The sequence below is a fragment of the Tenacibaculum skagerrakense genome (genome assembly GCF_004345825.1).
Classification (GTDB): Bacteria; Bacteroidota; Bacteroidia; order Flavobacteriales; family Flavobacteriaceae; genus Polaribacter; species Polaribacter skagerrakensis.
In genome coordinates this window covers 123,431-141,976 of the sequence record NZ_SLXM01000010.1, presented here as the reverse complement: position 1 = coordinate 141,976, position 18,546 = coordinate 123,431, and the positions used below count along the sequence as shown (strand labels likewise).

Here is an 18,546-nt window from a genome sequence, read left to right as displayed (position 1 = left end):
CTTATTGGATTTATTTATTAGGTGTCGTAGCACTTTTTTCAATTATTTTATTTTTTTTCAAAAAAAGAGGGTAACGTTTTACTTTCTTGTGAACAGTAGTGTAAATAATAAGTAATCAAAATTACTCATTATTTTAAATTGCTATACGTTCTAAAAAAATTGCTATGAAATATGAACGTTAAAACCAATAATGATTTTGTTTTTTGACCTTGAAAATCATTATAACACATCGTAAGGTCGGGGAGAATTTTATGAAAAAGTAAGGGTAGTAAGAGTTGGGAGGCTCTTATTTCAAAGAGAGCAGTAACTTAGGTTACTGCTTTTCTTTTTTCTGTTTTAAAGTTTTAATCATTTACAAAACTACCAGCGTATTTTACTCTAATGTAATCCACAGCTACTTCTTGATTGTTATACACCACAAAACCTAAATCGTTACCAAAGAAGCTTTGAAATGCTGTCTGATATACAAATGCTCCATTGATGTAAAACTTATAAAATCCTTTAATCTTTTTTACCGTTAGAATATTTGATTTTTGGTTTCCTGTGTTTATGTAAGTACTTTTTGTCCAGTCTTTAATAGCTTCTTCATTATTATTAATCTTTTTTGAAACTTTAAAAGAACCACTAGAAGATATGTAAAACCTAAAATCGTTTAGATCTTGTTTTCCAAAAATAAGTCCGTAACCATAATTATTTTCACCACTGATTTTATCTAATTTAGTTTGAATTTCAAAATCCTTATTAGTATCTATATAATTATAATCGTAAGTCGCCCAGCCTTTTAAATTTCGCTTATGCTTTAAATAATACTTTCCATTCTTAATGTTGAAACCTATTTTATCATCATTAACAATGTACCATCCATTACTATTGTTGTTAAACTGATCACTGAAATGATAACCAGAATTATCATAGGTATAACTTGTTGTTTTATCATTAGTCGAACTATTATTACTAGATAAATTTGTAGAACTTGTTGAATTAGTATTTGTAGTTGTATTCTTTTTATCTAAATAACCAACACTGATATATGCAATAGATATTTTTTGTTTGTCGTATACTATATATCCTAATCGTTCGCCAAAAAAATCAGGATTATAATCTGTATATACTTTAGTATCATTAATATAATACTCTAATTTACTACCAAGCTTAACTACTTGCAGAACGTTATAACCTCCATTTCCTTTTCTGATTGCACTGTTTGAAGTCCACGTTTTTAAGAAATTATCTTTTCCGTTTTTTACTTTATTAATTGAATAAGAACCATTTCCGTTAACAAAAAATAAATTCTGATTATTAGAATCTTTTCTACCAAATATAATTCCATAACCATTGTTCAAAATTCCACTTTCCTTTTTAAGGTCTGCAACTATTTTAAAATCTCTAGAAGTATCAATATACTTTGGTATAGTACTAGACCATCCCCCTTTTGCTCTTTTGTGTTCAAAAAAGTAATCTCCACTAACTACATCTAATGAAACATTCTCATTCTTGGTTGTTGACCAATTATTCTTATTATCGTTATAACCATCAAACAAAATATTCTCCTTCGTTACAAACTTTTTATTAGACGTAATTGAGTTAAGAACATTGCTAACATTAGATGAGTTTGAACTTGTTTTGTCATCTTCATAAACCATACTTAAATACCCTACTCGTACAGACTGATTGTCGTAAACAGTAAACCCTACTCTATCTCCATACCACTTTACAGAATAACTTGTAAAAACTAAGTTGCTGTTTACATAGAATTTATAGGCATTACCTACTTTTTGAACTTTTAAATAATTTGTAGCATAATTTCCTTTTTTAACATAGCTCGATTTGGTCCAATCTTTTAAGTAAGTTCTTTTACCGTTTTCGTATTTTACTATCTTGTAAGATCCATCTCCGGAAACTAAGAAATGGTTTTGATTGTCATTATTTTTCTTTCCAAAAGTAATCCCGTAGCCATTATTTTGAATTCCTGAAACTTTCTTTATTTGTGTAGTAATTCTAAAGTTCCTTGATGTGTTAACATATTTACTAATTGTTGAAGACCATCCTCCTGCACTTCTTCTATGACTAAGTAAATATTCTCCATTATTAACAGCCAAACGTGCATCAGAGTCATCTTGTATAAGCCAATTATTATTATTGTCATTAAAACCATCAAATAAAATAGTTTTTGTTGAAGTACTAGTTGCCGAACCTCCTGCTAAACTTCCTGATCCACTTGTATATTTTACTCTAAAATAATCAATAGCTACTTTTTGATTTCTATACAAACGAAGCCCCATTTTTTTTCCTTTAAAATTCTTGAAGCTTATTCCGTGAACATAACTACCATTTATATAAAAATTCATATATGCACCACTTTTTTTAATTTTTAATTTATTGGTTGAATAATTCCCTTTATTGATATTAGAAGACTGAGTCCACGATTTTATATTATTATAATTTCCAGAATTAGACTCTGCAACCCTATAATACCCTGTTGCAGTATATCCAAATTCAGTATAATTATCTTTATCTTTATAATCAAACAAAAAGGAAATACCTCGATCTTGTTCTCCAGAAATTTTCTTTATTGACGTAGTAATTTCAAAATCTCTGCTAAAATCTATGTCAAATGTTCTAGTTGTAATCTCTCTGTCTCCCTCAGTTTTCTTATGATTAAAATAATAGTAGCCATCAGAAACATATAATTCTCTAATATCGTTATTGTCATTAGTCCAATTAGATTGTGAATAAAATTCTTCTTGATATACATACCCATATTGTGCATTTACATTCTGACTAAAATTCATTAAAAAAATAAAAAGCAGTGAGCTTACTAAAGTAGTAGTTTTCATAAAGTTCTTCTATTATTCCCATACTAAAGTTAGGGATTACTTTATTAAATCACAAATTAAACAACTAACAAACACTCACTTAGATCTATATGTATTAATTTCTACTGTTAAATAGAATTGATTTCTAAAAAAAGAAGTAAATTAGCAGGCTTGTTTTTTAAATACTATGGAAATGCAACATTTGTAATTTTTAATGACAAAAAACAAAGTGAATACTAAAAAATCAACGCTATATAAAAGCGAAAAAATAAAGATTATGACAAACGACGATAGAAAAATTCGTGAAAAATTAAAGCAAAAAACTTGGAACGAAATAAAGACTAACGACTCTTGGGCCATCTTTAAAATAATGGCTGAATTTGTTGATGGTTATGAACGATTAAGTAAAATTGGACCTTGTGTTTCTATTTTTGGTTCTGCCAGAACGAAACCTGAGCATAAATATTATAAACTAGCAGAAGACGTAGCTTATCAATTAACTCAAAGTGGATTTGGGGTAATTACTGGTGGTGGTCCTGGTATTATGGAAGCGGGAAACAAAGGTGCAAATCGCGGAAAAGGTACTTCTGTAGGTTTGAACATTGAATTACCTTTCGAGCAACACGACAATCCTTGGATTGATCCGGGTAAAAGCTTAGATTTTGATTATTTCTTTGTTCGTAAAGTAATGTTTGTAAAATACTCTCAAGGATTTGTGGTTATGCCAGGTGGTTTTGGAACAATGGATGAACTTTTTGAGGCAATTACATTAATTCAAACTCACAAAATTGCGCGTTTTCCAATTGTTTTAGTTGGAAAAAAATTCTGGGCTGGTTTATTAGATTGGATTAAAAACACGCTGTTAGAAGAAGGAAATATTAGTCCTGAAGATTTAAACTTATTTAGAGTTGTTGATACTGCAGAAGAAGCTGTAGAGCACTTTAACAAGTTCTATGCTAAATATCAATTAAAACCAAACTTTTAATTAAGTAAAAAAATAAAGTTATCTTTCAACTCGTTGTCTAAAGCAACGAGTTTTTTATTTTGAAAATATACAAAGTACTACATATAATCCTCCTTATATTACCTTTACTAGTTGTTTCTCAAGAACACAGCATAAAAATAAAAGCACAGCTTGATGCCAACAAGCATACTTTAGATATCAAGCAAACAATAATTTTCTACAACAAAACACAAACAACTCTTCAAGATATTTATTTACATAACTGGGCAAATAGCTTTAAAGGGAATAAAACTCCTCTTGGGAAAAGGTTAATTGAAGATTACAAAAAGGATTTTTATTTTTCTGATGAAAGTGAAAAAGGCTATTCCAAAATACGCTCTCTAAAAAGTCAAAATGTAGAGTTAGATGCACAAGAATTAAGAGGTCAGGATGATATCATTCAAATTCAATTAAATTCAGTCCTAAAACCAAAGGATAGTATTGAAATTGAAGCTCACTATACTGTTAAAATACCTAATGCAAAATTTACTGGTTATGGAAGAATAGAAAATGATTATCATCTTAGATTTTGGTATCTCACTCCAGCTGTTTATGATAATGGTTGGCAATTGATGAGTAACTTAAACATGGATGATTTATTTGAAGATGTTGCCGATTTTATAGTTGAGATTTCATTACCTAAAGAATACTATCTACAAAGCAATTTATATCAATATCAAACACCTAAAGAAATAAGTAACGAATATTATCTGGTAGGTAGTAAACGAAAAGATATTATACTTAATATTAGCAGCAATCCTAAACGCTTCAAAACTTTTCAAGCAAAAGAACGAGTTATAAAAACTGACATCTACAATAAAAGAATGGATGTAAATCTTTCAAATGATATTATAAATCAACAAATATCATTTATAGAAAACTACATCGGTAAACATCCACATACCGAAATATTAGTAGATGCTAGTACTGTGAACAAAAATTCTTTGCGCGACTTGTATGGTATTCCTGACTGGTTAAAGCCTTATCCTGAAAATTTTAAATGGGAAACTCGCTTCTTCAAAGCTTTATCAAGCAAGTACATCGATGATGTAGTATTGTTCAATAAACGAAATGATTACTGGTTAACAGAAGGAATTCAAACCTTTCTAATGATGGAGTACATGAATAAGTACTATCCTGATGTTACTGTTTTTGGTCGATTCTCAAATCTTTGGGGCTTTAAAAATTACAACTTAGCAAAACTGAAGCAAAACGATAAATACCCTTTTTTGTATCAGTTTAGCGCAAGACGTTTTTTTGATCAATCCTTGACTACTAGAGCCGACTCACTTTCTAATTTCAATCGAAAAGTTGTAAGTCCATACAAAGCTGGACTAGGGATGCGTTATTTACAAGATTTTATTGGTGATAATGCTTTATCCAATTCATTCAAAGAATTGTATAAAAATCATGCGTTAAAAATAACTACTTCTGATGCTTTTAAAGATATTTTAACTCAGAATACAACTAAAAACCTAGACTGGTTTTTTAATGATTACATAAAAACCAATAAAAAAATTGATTATAAAATTAAAAAGGTAAAATTCATAAGAAAAGAAGATTCTCTAGCTGTTACCATAAAAAATAAAAGAAATATAACTGCACCAGTTTCTTTATATACCGTTAAGGACAAACAAATTAAATCTAAGATATGGATAACTGGAGTTGATAGTGTAAAAACTGTAAAGATTAAAGCTAATGGCTTTGATAAATTAGCGCTAAATTATGAGCAAATTTATCCTGAGTACAATTCTCTTAACAATTTTAAAAACATTAATAATTCTATAATAAGCAAGCCAATTCAATTCAGATTTTTAAAAGATATTGAAGACCCATATTATAATCAAGTTTTCTTTAACCCTAACGTAAAATACAATTTATATGATGGTGTTATTTTAGGTGTAAATTTTAATAACAGACCTGTAATAAAACACAATTTCGAGTTTAGCATTACTCCCAATTATGCGTTTAAAAGCCAAAACTTAACAGGTTCTTTTTCTTTTGCTTACGATCAGTTTCTTGAAAAAACAAAAATTTATAAAATCCGTTATGGAATTGGTGGAAGTAATTTCCACTATGCACCAGAATTATCCTACAACACTTTTTATCCGTTTGTAAACATAGAATTTAAAAGAAACTCCTTAAGAGATGTTGGAACTAAATCTATTTTATCTAGAATTGTGTATGTAAATAGAGAAATTCAGCCTACACAACAAGCTATTGAAAGTGATAGATATAGTATTTTAAATTTCAGATACATTTATAGTAAACCAAACGTAATTAGACGCTTACAATATGCTGTGAACGCAGAACTTGGAAACAATTTCACCAAATTATCTACCGACTTTAGGTATTTAAAGTTTTTTGATCAAGAGCGTAGTTTTAATCTTCGCTTTTTTGGAGGTTTATTCGTAAGCAATAATTCTGATGGTGATTACTTTAGTTTTGGATTAAATAGAAGTTCCGATTATTTATTTGAGCAAAACCTATTTGGTAGATCTGAAAACACAGGGTTGTTTAGCCAGCAATTTGTTATTTCAGATGGAGGTTTTAAATCATTCTTTAATCAACCTTCTTTTGCAAACCAACTATTATTATCTGCTAATACAAGTATAAGTATATGGCGTTGGATTGAAGCATATAATGATGTGGCAATGTTAAAAAGTAAAAATGAAAATCCAAGATTCTTTTATGAAAATGGAATACGTTTAAATTTTGTACCAAACATTTTAGAATTGTATTTCCCTATTTATACAAATGAAGGATTTGAAATAACCGACCAAACCTATCCAAGTAAAATTCGTTTTGTAATTACCTCTAACTTAGATAGAATTTACAATTTTATACGAAGAGGGCTATTGTAGAAAATTCAATGAAATCTTTAAAAAGCCTTAATTTTTACGATTTTACCAAAAAAAACATGGATTTTTAAATTTCATTTAAAAAAACTACCTTTGTAGGAACGAATAAAAATTTTATTTATGAGCCAAAGCGTTGAAATTTCAAATTCACAAAAATTATCGTTTGAAGACTTTAAAAATGAAGTACTAAATGATTATAAAATTGCCAGATTAAGTAGAGAGTGTAGTTTACTCGGAAGAAGAGAGGTGTTAACTGGTAAAGCGAAGTTTGGAATTTTTGGTGACGGTAAAGAAGTACCGCAATTAGCCATGGCGAAAGCCTTTAAAAATGGAGATTTTAGATCTGGATATTATAGAGATCAGACCTTTATGATGGCCATTGGTGAGTTAAATGCTCAACAATTTTTTGCTGGTTTGTACGCACATACAGACATTGCGCAAGAACCAATGTCGGCAGGAAGACAAATGGGTGGTCACTTTGCTACTCATTCTTTAGACGAAAATGGTGATTGGAAAAACTTAACAGCTCAAAAGAATTCTTCTTCAGACATTTCTCCTACGGCAGGACAAATGCCAAGGTTATTAGGTTTGGCACAAGCTTCAAAGATTTACAGAAATGTAGAAGAATTAAAAGATCATACAAATTTTTCTAAAAAAGGAAATGAAGTAGCTTGGGGAACTATCGGAAACGCAAGTACAAGTGAAGGCTTATTTTTTGAGACAATTAATGCTGCTGGAGTATTACAAGTTCCTATGGTAATGAGTGTTTGGGATGATGAATACGGAATTTCTGTACATGCCAGACATCAAACAACCAAAGAAAGTATTTCTGAAATCCTTAAAGGTTTCCAAAGAGAAAAAGACACCAATGGTTATGAGATTTTTGTAGTAAACGGTTGGGATTATGTTCAATTAATTGACACGTATAATAAAGCTGCAGAAATTGCAAGAGAACAACATGTTCCTGTATTAATTCATGTAAAAGAATTAACACAACCTCAAGGTCACTCTACTTCTGGTTCTCATGAAAGATATAAATCTGAAGAGCGTTTAGAATGGGAAAGAGAATTCGATTGTATTGCTCAAATGAGAAAATGGATTCTTGAATTTGAATTAACAGACGATCAAGGAGAAGTTTTACGTTTTGTAGATAGTGAAGATGAATTAACTTCATTAGACAAAACAATTAAAAAAGAAGTAAGTATTGCTAAAAGAGATGCTTGGAATAGCTTCATTAACGAAATTAAATCTGAAGTTATAGAAGCAACTTCACTATTAGAAAAAGTTGCTGCTAAAAGTAGTAACGGTTCGTTTATTACTAAATACAAAAACGATCTTGCTTCAATAGCTGAACCTATTAGAAAGGATATTTTATCTGCTTGTAGAAAAAGTTTACGCTTAGTTCGTGACGAAAATTTCCCTGAAAAAATAGCCTTACAGAATTTCATCAAAGAAAGCATTAACAGTGCTTACACAAAATATTCTTCTCACTTACTTAACGATAGTGAGAACTCCGTTGTTAATTCTGATGTTGTGAAGCCAGCCTATGATGCTGAAAAGAATTTGGTTGATGCAAGAATTATAATGAGAGATAACTTCGAAGCTTTACTAAAAAAACATCCTGAAGTTTTAGTATTTGGTGAAGATGCTGGATATATTGGAGATGTTAACCAAGGATTAGAAGGGTTACAAGAAAAGTTTGGTGAATTAAGAGTTTCTGATACAGGAATTAGAGAAGCTACCATTATTGGTCAAGGAATTGGAATGGCAATGAGAGGTTTACGTCCGATTGCTGAAATTCAATACTTAGATTACTTATTATATGCTTTACAAATTATGAGTGACGATTTAGCAACACTTCGTTACAGAACTTTTGGAAAGCAAAAAGCGCCATTAATCATTCGTACTCGTGGTCACCGTTTAGAAGGAATTTGGCATGCTGGTTCTCCAATGGGAGGTATTATTAATAACGTTAGAGGAATTCATGTATTAGTCCCTAGAAACATGACCAAAGCTGCCGGATTTTACAATACTTTATTAGAAGGAGATGACCCTGCATTAGTAGTAGAATGTTTAAATGGATATCGTTTAAAAGAAGAGTTACCAACTAACCTAGGAGAATTTAAAACGCCAATTGGTAAAGTAGAAGTTATTAAAGAAGGAACCGATATTACAATATTATCATACGGTTCTACATTACGATTAGTAGAAGAAGCTGCTAAAGAGTTACAACAAGTTGGAATCAATGTGGAAATTATAGATGCGCAAAGTTTATTACCTTTTGATAAAAATCATGACACTGTAAAATCATTAGCAAAAACTAATCGTTTGTTAGTTGTAGATGAAGATGTTCCTGGAGGAGCTTCAGCTTATTTATTACAGGAAGTTATTGAAAACCAAAACGGATATGTTCATTTAGATAGTAAACCACAAACATTAAGTGCAAAAGCACATAGACCTGCTTACGGAACTGATGGAGATTATTTTTCTAAACCGTCTGTTGAAGATATTTTTGAAAAGGTATATGAAATTATGCACGAAGCTAATCCAGAAAAATATAAAAGTTTATACTAAATAACAGATAAACAAACAACAATAAAAAAGCCAGTTTTTAACAACTGGCTTTTTCTATTTTAATAAAATTGATTCTATTTTTATTCCTCAACTTTTACGTCTTGAACATCTACTGCTTTGTTCTTAGATTCGTAATCTCTGATTTTATCTTTGATTAAATCCATAAAAGAAGTTTCAGAAAAATCAGAATTATCTACAATCTCTTGTAAAGCTTTGATTCTATCTGTCATAGTTTCTTTAGCCATTGCTAAACCAGCAAACTTAGCTGCTGCAATATCTACAGATTTATCAGAAATATTATCAGCTTTTACCCATACCTCTTCGATGTATTGTCCTTCTGCTCTTTTTCCTTTTACTTGAGCCCAGTCATCTTGAGTTGCAACAACGGCAATAATATCCATTGGACTGTATTTTGTATCTGTTTTCGTTAATAAATCAGGACGCTTATAAACATTTGCATCTTGAGTCATAACACCAACTTTTCCATCAACAGCTAAAAAAGTAGCACGAGACCATCCTTCTTTTCCGTCTATTAATTTAATTTTTAAATACTCTTTTTTAGAAACTGAATCCGTAACAGACTCTCCAGTATAGTAAACTTTTTCTCCTAAACTCATAGAAGTAATCCATTTACCCTTGTCATCGGGAGTAGCTCTAACAGATAACTTATCTAATAAACAAATAGCGTCTCCGCTTTTGTCATCAGATACCTCTTCAGTTACTGCATCTTCATTTTTAACTTCGTTTGTTTGATCTTCAACAGTTTTGTCAGATTTTTTTCCACCTTCTGTTCCACAACTTACTAGAATTGTTGAAAGTGAAATGATAGCAATGATTATTTTTTTCATTTTAAATTGATTTAAACAACAAATATATAATTTAATTATTAAGTAGTTTTTTAGCAAATTGTAAAATTACATCATTCGAGATCCTAGGAACTTTTTAATAACTGATTTCCTATAGCACAATCCAAACAACGTTTTTTACTACAATAACCTTTATACAACTCTAATAACGCTTGAGTTTTAAAACTATTTTCTATTTTAACTTTAAGCTTCTCAAAGTTAGAAATTATTGAATTTTTTTCTGGATGTAAAGATTCTAACATCTCTAAAATTTCATTTTCATTTAGATTATTTTTACTCTTACAATACACAAATTTTAACGGAATTATGGTATTAATAATAAGTAAGTCGATAAATGATTTAGAAAGCTTTTTAGAACTCTTTTTTGATTCTTTTTCAAAAGTGTAATGCGTTTTCCAAAATATATTTACTTCTACGTCTAATAATTCATAAACTTCTTCTGGCTTTTTTATTTCCATTAATCTTGAAAATAAATTATGACACTTTACATACAAAGCAATTAACTGAGCAATTCTAATGGTTGGAAAATTATTAGGTCGTATTCTAAAAAACTGAAAATATTTTTTATCAATTGGATTCAATGAATATTTATGCTTTAAATAGTGATATTCATTTCTAAGCTCATTAAAATAACTTACTTCTGATTCTTCTTCTAAAAATCCTGCTTGACCAAATAATAAAGCAGCCAATTGAAATTCATCAAACCAAACCTTCCTAAGAACTGAAAAGTCAAACGATGTAGATAAATTCAAAAAAGCTTCGCCATTTACTTTGAGTCCAAAATTCTTTGCAAGCATTTGAAACAATACAGCTTCATAATCGTTATTAACATTCTTCAAAAGAATAAGTATAGATTCCGATTTTTTCTCTAATCGTTCAAAAAACAATCGTTCTAACCAATTATTCACAATAAATGAATCTATAGTAGAAATTTGGTTACCACAGGCAATCCAATTTATTTTTTTGGAAATCAATGAAGAGTAATTTTGAAATAATTTTTCATCTATTTTACCTTTCAATTCAAGCGTAGGAATTATTTTATTGTTCTTCATATACACCTCCACATCATCTTCATAAACAACATGAAGAATTACAGCATCATAATTAGTGTCAGTTTCATGTTCATGAGCATACCAGTCAGAGGTTTTTTGATGTATTTCTACATTTCCATACCAAAGCTGTTGATCAATTTGTAAGGAAGCATTTAAAAAATCTGGTCCAGAATTATCATTTGACTGTCCACAATTAACAATGGTAACCTTTTCATTTTGAGTAGTAAACAATTTATCGTGCAGCAATAATTTGTTCTTCCACAAATAGTGGAGAAATTTTTCTTTCATAGCGTGTAATTATCTTTCAATTTTTCGACTATAAACTTATAAAAATTTTGTTAAAGTATCTTTACTAAAATTACTATCAATATTGTTTAGACAATCATAATAAGTGTTTTAGCAAATAGCTTAAAAGTTTTGATATAAGCTCATAAGTTTTTTCAATAGCGTAAAGAAACTGCAAGGATTTTATGTACGTAACTTAGCAAAAAATTAAATAATAATGAATACGATTGAGAGTTTGCAATGGCGTTATGCTGTTAAAAAATTTGACGAAAATAAATCATTAACTAACGAACAAATTAACACCTTAAAAGAAACCTTTAATTTAACAGCGACTTCTTATGGGTTACAACCAATAACATTGTTAGTTATTCAAAATAAAGACATTCAAAAACAATTAGTTGAACATAGTTGGAATCAACAACAAGTTGCACAAGCTTCACATTTATTAGTGCTGTGTGTTCCTGCAGAACATACTGAAAAAGATGTTGAACATTATTTCAACTTAGTAAAAGAAATTAGAAATACTCCAGATGAAATTTTAAATCCGTTTAAAGAATTTTTGATGGGGAGTTTCAAACAAAAAACGCAAGAAGAATTATATCAATGGAATAAAAACCAAGCATACATAGCTTTAGGAAATTTAATGACTGTATGTGCTATTGAAAAAATTGATTCTTGCCCAATGGAAGGTTTTGTTCCTGAAAAATACGACGAAGTGTTAGATCTTGCTTCTAAAAATTTAAGATCTGTTTTAGTATTACCTGTTGGTTATAGAGCGGAAGATGACTTTATGAAAGACTTGAAAAAAGTTCGAAAAGAAACTGACGAAACGGTTTTACACATTAACTAAGACTTAATTGGGGATTTATATATAAGGGCGTTGTAAGATACTTTATCTTCCGCCCTTTTTTCTTTTTATATTAGTGGCTGAAAAATATAGTTAATGCAACCACTTTATATTCTACTACTCATTATAGCGTACTTTAGCGTACTTGTATTTATTTCCTACATTACTGGAAAATCTGCTAATAATCAAACTTTTTTCAAGGCGAACAATTCTTCTCCTTGGTATTTAGTTGCTTTCGGGATGATTGGAGCTTCATTATCTGGAGTTACCTTTATTTCTGTTCCTGGATGGATAGAAGCCCAACAAATGAGTTACATGCAAATGGTATTGGGTTACATTGTTGGATATGCAGTAATTGGTTTAATTTTATTACCACTTTACTATAAATTAAATCTAACTTCTATTTATACGTATTTAGAAGATCGATTTGGAAAATTTTCTTACAAGACAGGAGCTAGTTTCTTTTTACTATCAAGAACTATTGGAGCTTCTTTCCGCTTATTTTTAGTTGCCAATGTATTGCAATTAATTCTTTTTGATGCCTATGGAATTCCGTTTTGGGTAACCGTAACAATAACTATCTTATTAATTTGGTTGTACACTTTTAAAGGTGGTATCAAAACCATTGTTTGGACAGATACGTTACAAACATTATTCATGTTAATTGCTGTTGGAGTTTGTATTGTAATGATTAAAGATGCTCTACAAATTGAAAGTTTATTTGGGTATATAGCTGAAAATAAATTGTCTAAAATCTTCTTTTTTGATGATATCAATGCAGGGAATTATTTTTGGAAACAATTTTTCTCAGGAGCATTTATTGCTGTTGTTATGACGGGATTAGATCAGGACATGATGCAGAAAAACTTGACTTGTAGAAATTTAAAAGATGCTCAAAAGAACATGTTTTGGTTTACCTTAGTTTTGGTAATAGTAAACTTTTTCTTTTTGGCGCTGGGAGTATTACTCACCGATTATGCTACTGCAAATGAAATCAATGCGCATAAAGACAATCTATTTCCTACAATTGCTATGAGTGGTGATTTAGGTTTAACTACTTCCCTATTCTTTTTATTAGGCTTAATTGCTGCTGCGTATTCAAGTGCAGACAGTGCGTTAACTTCTTTAACTACCTCTTTTAGTATTGACATTTTAGAAATAGACAAGAAAGAAAATGAAGAAGAAAGAGAGCAAATTCGTAAGAAAATTCATGTGCTATTTTCATTTATATTAATCGCTACTATTTTAATCTTTAAATATTTTATTGCAGATGCAAGTGTAATAGCCAAAATTTTTCAATTTGCAGGTTATACTTATGGCCCTTTATTAGGTTTATATGCATTTGGATTATTCACTAAATCAAATGTGAAAGACAAACTAGTTCCTTATATATGTGTTATTGCACCAGTCTTTACATATTTAATTAGCACCTACAGCAAAAATAATCTAGGCTTTGACTTTGGGTTCTTTGTATTAATCTTAAACGGAGCACTAACTTTCTTCGGACTTTTAGCTATTAAACAAACACAACATGCCTAAAAAAGGAAAAGCAAAAAATACCGTAAACAAAGCGAAACATACTCGCTTAATGAAACAAAAGGAAAATAAGCTTCGCTTAGAAAAACAACGTACCAAAGAGCGATTAAAAGCCATTATTAAAAAAGCAAACGAATCTAAAGAACAAAATGACGATTAACGATATTATTAACAAATTTGATTTAAGTCAACACCCTGAAGGAGGCTATTTTAAAGAAACTTACAGAAGTTCAGGAAGTATTGCCAACGAAAATTTAAGCACCGAGTTTATTGGTGATCGAAACTATTCTACAGGAATTTACTTCCTGCTTACTTCAGATAGTTTTTCTGCATTTCATAAAATTAATCAAGATGAAATGTGGCATTTTTATTTGGGAACTACTTTAAAATTACATATGATTTCTCCCGAAGGTAAATATTCTTATGTTCTAATTGGAAATGATATTCTCAATAATGAAGTTCCTCAATTTGTAGTTCCTGCTCAATATTGGTTTGCTGCTGAAGTTATACAAGGAAATTCTTTCGCTTTTACAGGCTGTACAGTAGCTCCTGGTTTCGATTTTAAAGATTTTGTTTTACCAGAGAGAAAAGAGTTGATCCAACTATTTCCACAACACAAGGAAGTGATAACTAGACTAACACATTCATAAAAAAAATCCTAAGTTTTAAACTTAGGATTTTTATTTGTCTATAGAACCCAAAACGCGTTGCATAAAATTGTTCAGCGCCTCTTTTTTTGGAGTTCCTTCCTTTACCATTTTATCAACTTCAAGAGCTCCATACATATTAGAGATTAATTCTCCTATCACATCTAGTTCTTCATCTTTTAATGATGGAACTTCAGTTAAAGCTTCTAAAGTTTCAATGGTCTCTATAATATAATCTTGATCATTCTCTTCAATGAAAGAAGTCAAGTGTTTAATTACTGGTAATTTCATAATTAAATTTTGTCATTGCGAAGCAAATAATATTTGCTGTGGCAATCCGTTAATATTGAAAGATTACTTCACTACGTTCGTAATGACAGCTTACTTTACCTCGTCAACTAATTCTTTTAAAACGTCAAACTTGTTAGTTTGCACCTGATTTACAAATTTTCCATCTACAAAAGTTGCAAAAGTTGGCAAATTATCAACCGTTGCTAATTGTCTACTTTCTGGAAATTTTTCTGCATCAGCTATTATAAAAGAAACATCTTCATTTTCTGTAGCTAACTTTTTAAACTTAGGTTTCATTATTCTACAGTTTCCACACCAAGTTGCAGAGTATTGAACAACTACCTTTTTGTTTTCTGCTACTATATTTCCTAAGTTATCTTGTGCTAATTCTTGTACCATTTTTATTCAAATAAGAGTTTAAAAATGAAGAATTACGAATTATATTAGCTAAGAAAGCTTAATTCGTAATTCAACATTCGTAATTGATTTATTAGTTTACAGCTAAATACTCAGCAGTTGCTTTAGCATTTGGTTGCATAGCAGCTTTACCTTCTTCCCAGTTAGCTGGACATACTTCACCTTTTTCTTGTACGTGAGTATAAGCATCTATTAAACGTAAATACTCGTTTACGTTACGACCAATTGGCATATGGTTTACTCCTTCGTGAACTACAGTTCCTTCTTCATCAATAATATAAGTAGCTCTATACGTTACGTTATCTCCTTCCACTTGAACAGTACCTGTTGCTTCATCATATGTTTCATTAGAAATGTCTAAAATTCCTAAGATAGAAGATAAGTTACGGTTGCTATCAGCTAATAAAGGATACGTAACACCTTCGATACCACCATTATCTTTAGATTGGTTTAACCAAGCAAAGTGTACTTCAGGAGTATCACATGAAGCTCCAATTACAATTGTGTTTCTTTTTTCAAACTCAGGTAAAGCAGCTTGAAAAGCGTGTAATTCAGTAGGACATACAAAAGTAAAATCTTTTGGATACCAGAATAAAACTACTTTTTTCTTGTTGTTTACTGCCTCTTCTAAAACATTTAATTTAAACGTATCTCCCATTTCGTTCATTGCGTCTACGTTTAAATTTGGAAATTTCTTACCAACTAATGTTGCCATTCTTTTAATTATTTTATTGAATTAATATTAAAATTGTTTTTCAAAAACAGCTGCAAAAGTAGGATCTTACCAAAACATTTCAAGTTGAATTCTACAAGAAAATTTTATCTCGTTATAAGAAAATTCAATACTAAGTAAAAAGCATTTATTGTATCTTTATAAAACCTTTAATTACAACCAAATAAAACATATCTATAATTTTTAACTATTTTAAAATAAAAATTATAGATAAAAACAATTCAATGTTTTATTGTAGTTTTGAAACACGAACTAACTTAAAATTCTATTATAATGAATCACAGTAATAATCATTCAGGCGACATTTCTAAATGTCCTTTTCACAGCGCTCAAAAAAAACCAGCTGGAGGAGGAACAACCAACAGAGATTGGTGGCCAAACGAATTAAAATTGAACATCTTACGCCAAAATGCAAGAAAAAATGATCCTATGGGAGAAAGTTTTAACTATGCTGAGGCCTTTAATAGTTTAGATTTTGCTGCTTTAAAGCAAGATGTCATTAACTTAATGACGGACTCTCAAGACTGGTGGCCAGCAGATTACGGACATTACGGAGGGTTAATGATTCGTTTAGCTTGGCATAGTGCAGGTACTTATCGTGTAGGAGATGGTAGAGGTGGTGCTGGTTCAGGAACGCATCGATTTGCTCCATTAAATAGTTGGCCTGATAATGGAAATCTTGATAAAGCTCGCTTATTGTTATGGCCAATCAAAAAGAAATATGGGAATAAAATTTCTTGGGCAGATTTAATGGTGCTTGCAGGTAACTGTGCTTTAGAATCAATGGGCTTTAAAACATTTGGTTTTGCAGGAGGAAGAGAAGATGTTTGGGAACCTGAGCAAGATATTTATTGGGGAAGTGAAAATCAGTGGTTAGGAAATGATGAGCGATACGATACAAGCGACGGTGAATTAGAAGGACATTTAGGTGCTGTGCACATGGGATTAATTTATGTAAACCCTGAAGGTCCAAACGGAGAACCTGATCCATTAAAATCTGCTCACGACATTAAAATTACCTTTGGTCGTATGGCAATGAACGACGAAGAAACGGTAGCTTTAGTTGCTGGAGGACACACATTTGGTAAAGCTCATGGTGCTGCTGATCCAGACAAGTATGTTGGTGCAGAACCTCACGGTGCTTCAATTCAAGAAATGAGTACTGGTTGGAAAAACACTTATGGAACTGGTGTGTTAGATGATGCTATTACAAGTGGTTTAGAAGGTGCATGGACACCAAACCCTACACAATGGGATCATGATTATTTTGATGTATTATTGAATTATGATTGGGAATTAACTAAAAGTCCTGCCGGAGCATATCAGTGGACTCCAACTAAAGATTCAAATGCTAGAATGGCTCCAAAAGCTGGAAATCCAAACGAAAAACAAGCTTTAATGATGTCTACTGCAGATATGGCTTTAAAAATGGATCCAGTATATAGAGAAATATCAGAACGTTTCCATAAAGATCATACTGCTTTCGAAGACGCATTTGCTAGAGCTTGGTATAAATTAACGCACCGTGATATGGGACCTATTGATCGTTATTTAGGCCCTGAAGTACCGAAAGAAGAGCTATTATGGCAAGACCCTATTCCGAAAGTAAATTATACACTAAGTGCATCAGATATTGATTCTTTAAAAGGTTTGATAACTGCTTCTGGATTAACTATTTCAGAATTGGTGAAAACTGCTTGGGCATCTGCTTCTACTTTTAGAGGCTCAGATAAACGAGGTGGTGCAAACGGAGCTAGAATTAGATTAGAGCCTCAAAGAAATTGGGAAGTAAATAATCCTGAAGAATTGAATAAAGTATTGAATGTACTTGAAGGCATTCAAAAAGAGTTTAATGAAACAATTTCTATGGCAGACTTGATTGTGCTTGCCGGTAATGTTGGTGTAGAACAAGCAGCTAAAAATGCAGGACATGATATTACTATTCCTTTTTCACAAGGAAGAGGAGATGCTACTCAAGAACAAACAGATTTAGAATCATTTAGCCATTTAGAGCCTTTAGCTGACGGTTTCAGAAACTACATGAATGCTAAACTTGTTGATGTAGCTGCAGAAGATATGTTAGTAGATAAAGCAAACTTGTTAACGCTTTCAATTCCTGAAATGACAGTATTAGTTGGTGGTTTACGAGTTTTAGGAGCCAACTATAACGGATCACATCATGGTGTTTTCACAGATAATGTTGGTAGTTTAACGAATGATTTCTTTAGTAATATTCTTGATTTTTCTGTTACATGGAGTGCTACTTCTCAAAAAGAAACTGAATTTGAAGGAAGAGATCGAAAGACAGGTATTACTAAATTTACTGGAACTAGAGCTGATTTAATTTTTGGTTCTAATACAGAGTTAAGAGCTGTTTGTGAAGTTTATGGAGCAAATGACGGACAAGAAAAATTTGTTGCCGATTTTGTGAAGGCTTGGAGTAAAGTGATGGACTTAGATAGGTTTGATTTATAAAAAACAAATAACATTCATGTAAAAAGACAAGATTAGCTCTTGTCTTTTTTTATTAAAGCTATTCCTTAATTTAAATTTAATAAAAACTATTATATTTGTTATACTGATGCAATAAAGATTAGGTTGTTAATTTGAAGAATATT

Annotated in this window: 14 protein-coding genes; 8 read left to right on the top strand and 6 right to left on the bottom strand. The window is 30.7% G+C overall.

The window, feature by feature from the left end:
• Window positions 1–344: 344 nt before the first annotated feature.
• Window positions 345–2,837, bottom strand: a complete 2,493-nt coding sequence (locus EV195_RS14945) for a hypothetical protein (RefSeq protein WP_132795772.1) — start codon at window positions 2,835–2,837, stop codon at window positions 345–347.
• Window positions 2,838–3,093: 256 nt separating this feature from the next.
• Here EV195_RS14945 and EV195_RS14940 point away from each other — a divergent pair, with 256 nt between their 5' ends.
• The 3 genes from EV195_RS14940 to EV195_RS14930 all read left to right on the top strand — a co-directional run bounded on the left by EV195_RS14940 (window position 3,094) and on the right by EV195_RS14930 (window position 9,254).
• Window positions 3,094–3,801, top strand: coding sequence for an LOG family protein (locus EV195_RS14940; RefSeq protein WP_132795771.1), 708 nt, complete (start codon window positions 3,094–3,096; stop codon window positions 3,799–3,801).
• A 59-nt stretch (window positions 3,802–3,860) separates the two neighbouring features.
• Complete coding sequence (locus tag EV195_RS14935; RefSeq protein ID WP_243693133.1) at window positions 3,861–6,683, top strand: gluzincin family metallopeptidase; 2,823 nt, start codon at window positions 3,861–3,863, stop codon at window positions 6,681–6,683.
• A 117-nt stretch (window positions 6,684–6,800) separates the two neighbouring features.
• Window positions 6,801–9,254 carry an alpha-ketoacid dehydrogenase subunit alpha/beta gene (locus EV195_RS14930; protein WP_132795770.1) on the top strand — a complete coding sequence of 818 codons (2,454 nt, stop codon included), beginning with the start codon at window positions 6,801–6,803 and terminating at the stop codon, window positions 9,252–9,254.
• An 80-nt stretch (window positions 9,255–9,334) separates the two neighbouring features.
• Here EV195_RS14930 and EV195_RS14925 read toward each other — a convergent pair whose 3' ends face one another.
• Both EV195_RS14925 and EV195_RS14920 read right to left on the bottom strand, forming a co-directional pair.
• A complete protein-coding gene (locus EV195_RS14925; protein WP_132795769.1) occupies window positions 9,335–10,102 on the bottom strand; it encodes an SH3 domain-containing protein in 768 nt (255 codons plus the stop codon).
• Window positions 10,103–10,185: 83 nt separating this feature from the next.
• The gene (locus EV195_RS14920) at window positions 10,186–11,460 is read right to left on the bottom strand and encodes a DUF2851 family protein (protein ID WP_132795768.1); all 1,275 of its coding nucleotides are present in this window, start codon (window positions 11,458–11,460) and stop codon (window positions 10,186–10,188) included.
• Window positions 11,461–11,674: 214 nt separating this feature from the next.
• Between EV195_RS14920 and EV195_RS14915 the strand changes: the two genes are divergently transcribed.
• The 4 genes from EV195_RS14915 (at window position 11,675) to EV195_RS14905 (ending at window position 14,490) form a co-directional block, all read left to right on the top strand.
• The gene (locus EV195_RS14915; protein WP_132795767.1) at window positions 11,675–12,307 is read left to right on the top strand and encodes an NAD(P)H-dependent oxidoreductase; all 633 of its coding nucleotides are present in this window, start codon (window positions 11,675–11,677) and stop codon (window positions 12,305–12,307) included.
• Window positions 12,308–12,400: 93 nt separating this feature from the next.
• Window positions 12,401–13,843 (top strand): sodium:solute symporter, encoded by a 1,443-nt coding sequence (locus tag EV195_RS14910; RefSeq protein WP_132795766.1) that lies wholly within the window; start codon window positions 12,401–12,403, stop codon window positions 13,841–13,843.
• Window positions 13,836–14,000 (top strand): hypothetical protein, encoded by a 165-nt coding sequence (locus EV195_RS16760; RefSeq protein WP_165915748.1) that lies wholly within the window; start codon window positions 13,836–13,838, stop codon window positions 13,998–14,000. Before EV195_RS14910 ends, EV195_RS16760 begins: the two co-directional genes overlap by 8 nt.
• On the top strand, window positions 13,990–14,490 hold the full coding sequence (locus EV195_RS14905; RefSeq protein ID WP_132795765.1) for a cupin domain-containing protein: 501 nt from the start codon (window positions 13,990–13,992) through the stop codon (window positions 14,488–14,490). The genes EV195_RS16760 and EV195_RS14905 overlap by 11 nt, the downstream gene beginning before the upstream one ends.
• A gap of 30 nt (window positions 14,491–14,520) precedes the next feature.
• Here EV195_RS14905 and EV195_RS14900 read toward each other — a convergent pair whose 3' ends face one another.
• The 3 genes from EV195_RS14900 to EV195_RS14890 form a co-directional block, all read right to left on the bottom strand.
• Complete coding sequence (locus EV195_RS14900; protein WP_132795764.1) at window positions 14,521–14,778, bottom strand: DUF6952 family protein; 258 nt, start codon at window positions 14,776–14,778, stop codon at window positions 14,521–14,523.
• Window positions 14,779–14,868: 90 nt separating this feature from the next.
• Window positions 14,869–15,177, bottom strand: a complete 309-nt coding sequence (locus EV195_RS14895; RefSeq protein ID WP_132795763.1) for a thioredoxin family protein — start codon at window positions 15,175–15,177, stop codon at window positions 14,869–14,871.
• 91 nt (window positions 15,178–15,268) lie between these two features.
• Complete coding sequence (locus tag EV195_RS14890; protein ID WP_132795762.1) at window positions 15,269–15,910, bottom strand: peroxiredoxin; 642 nt, start codon at window positions 15,908–15,910, stop codon at window positions 15,269–15,271.
• 291 nt (window positions 15,911–16,201) lie between these two features.
• Here EV195_RS14890 and katG point away from each other — a divergent pair, with 291 nt between their 5' ends.
• Window positions 16,202–18,403, top strand: a complete 2,202-nt coding sequence (katG, locus tag EV195_RS14885; protein ID WP_132795761.1) for a catalase/peroxidase HPI — start codon at window positions 16,202–16,204, stop codon at window positions 18,401–18,403.
• Window positions 18,404–18,546: the final 143 nt, after the last annotated feature.

Bases quoted from the DNA above. Each gene is read 5' to 3' on its own strand.
- EV195_RS16760 (WP_165915748.1), top strand. From the start codon at position 13,836: ATGCCTAAAAAAGGAAAAGCAAAAAATACCGTAAACAAAGCGAAACAT.
- EV195_RS14890 (WP_132795762.1), bottom strand. From the start codon at position 15,910: ATGGCAACATTAGTTGGTAAGAAATTTCCAAATTTAAACGTAGACGCA.
- EV195_RS14905 (WP_132795765.1), top strand. From the start codon at position 13,990: ATGACGATTAACGATATTATTAACAAATTTGATTTAAGTCAACACCCT.
- EV195_RS14940 (WP_132795771.1), top strand. From the start codon at position 3,094: ATGACAAACGACGATAGAAAAATTCGTGAAAAATTAAAGCAAAAAACT.
- EV195_RS14915 (WP_132795767.1), top strand. From the start codon at position 11,675: ATGAATACGATTGAGAGTTTGCAATGGCGTTATGCTGTTAAAAAATTT.
- EV195_RS14945 (WP_132795772.1), bottom strand. From the start codon at position 2,837: ATGAAAACTACTACTTTAGTAAGCTCACTGCTTTTTATTTTTTTAATG.
- EV195_RS14895 (WP_132795763.1), bottom strand. From the start codon at position 15,177: ATGGTACAAGAATTAGCACAAGATAACTTAGGAAATATAGTAGCAGAA.
- EV195_RS14925 (WP_132795769.1), bottom strand. From the start codon at position 10,102: ATGAAAAAAATAATCATTGCTATCATTTCACTTTCAACAATTCTAGTA.
- EV195_RS14930 (WP_132795770.1), top strand. From the start codon at position 6,801: ATGAGCCAAAGCGTTGAAATTTCAAATTCACAAAAATTATCGTTTGAA.
- katG (WP_132795761.1), top strand. From the start codon at position 16,202: ATGAATCACAGTAATAATCATTCAGGCGACATTTCTAAATGTCCTTTT.
- EV195_RS14920 (WP_132795768.1), bottom strand. From the start codon at position 11,460: ATGAAAGAAAAATTTCTCCACTATTTGTGGAAGAACAAATTATTGCTG.
- EV195_RS14900 (WP_132795764.1), bottom strand. From the start codon at position 14,778: ATGAAATTACCAGTAATTAAACACTTGACTTCTTTCATTGAAGAGAAT.
- EV195_RS14910 (WP_132795766.1), top strand. From the start codon at position 12,401: ATGCAACCACTTTATATTCTACTACTCATTATAGCGTACTTTAGCGTA.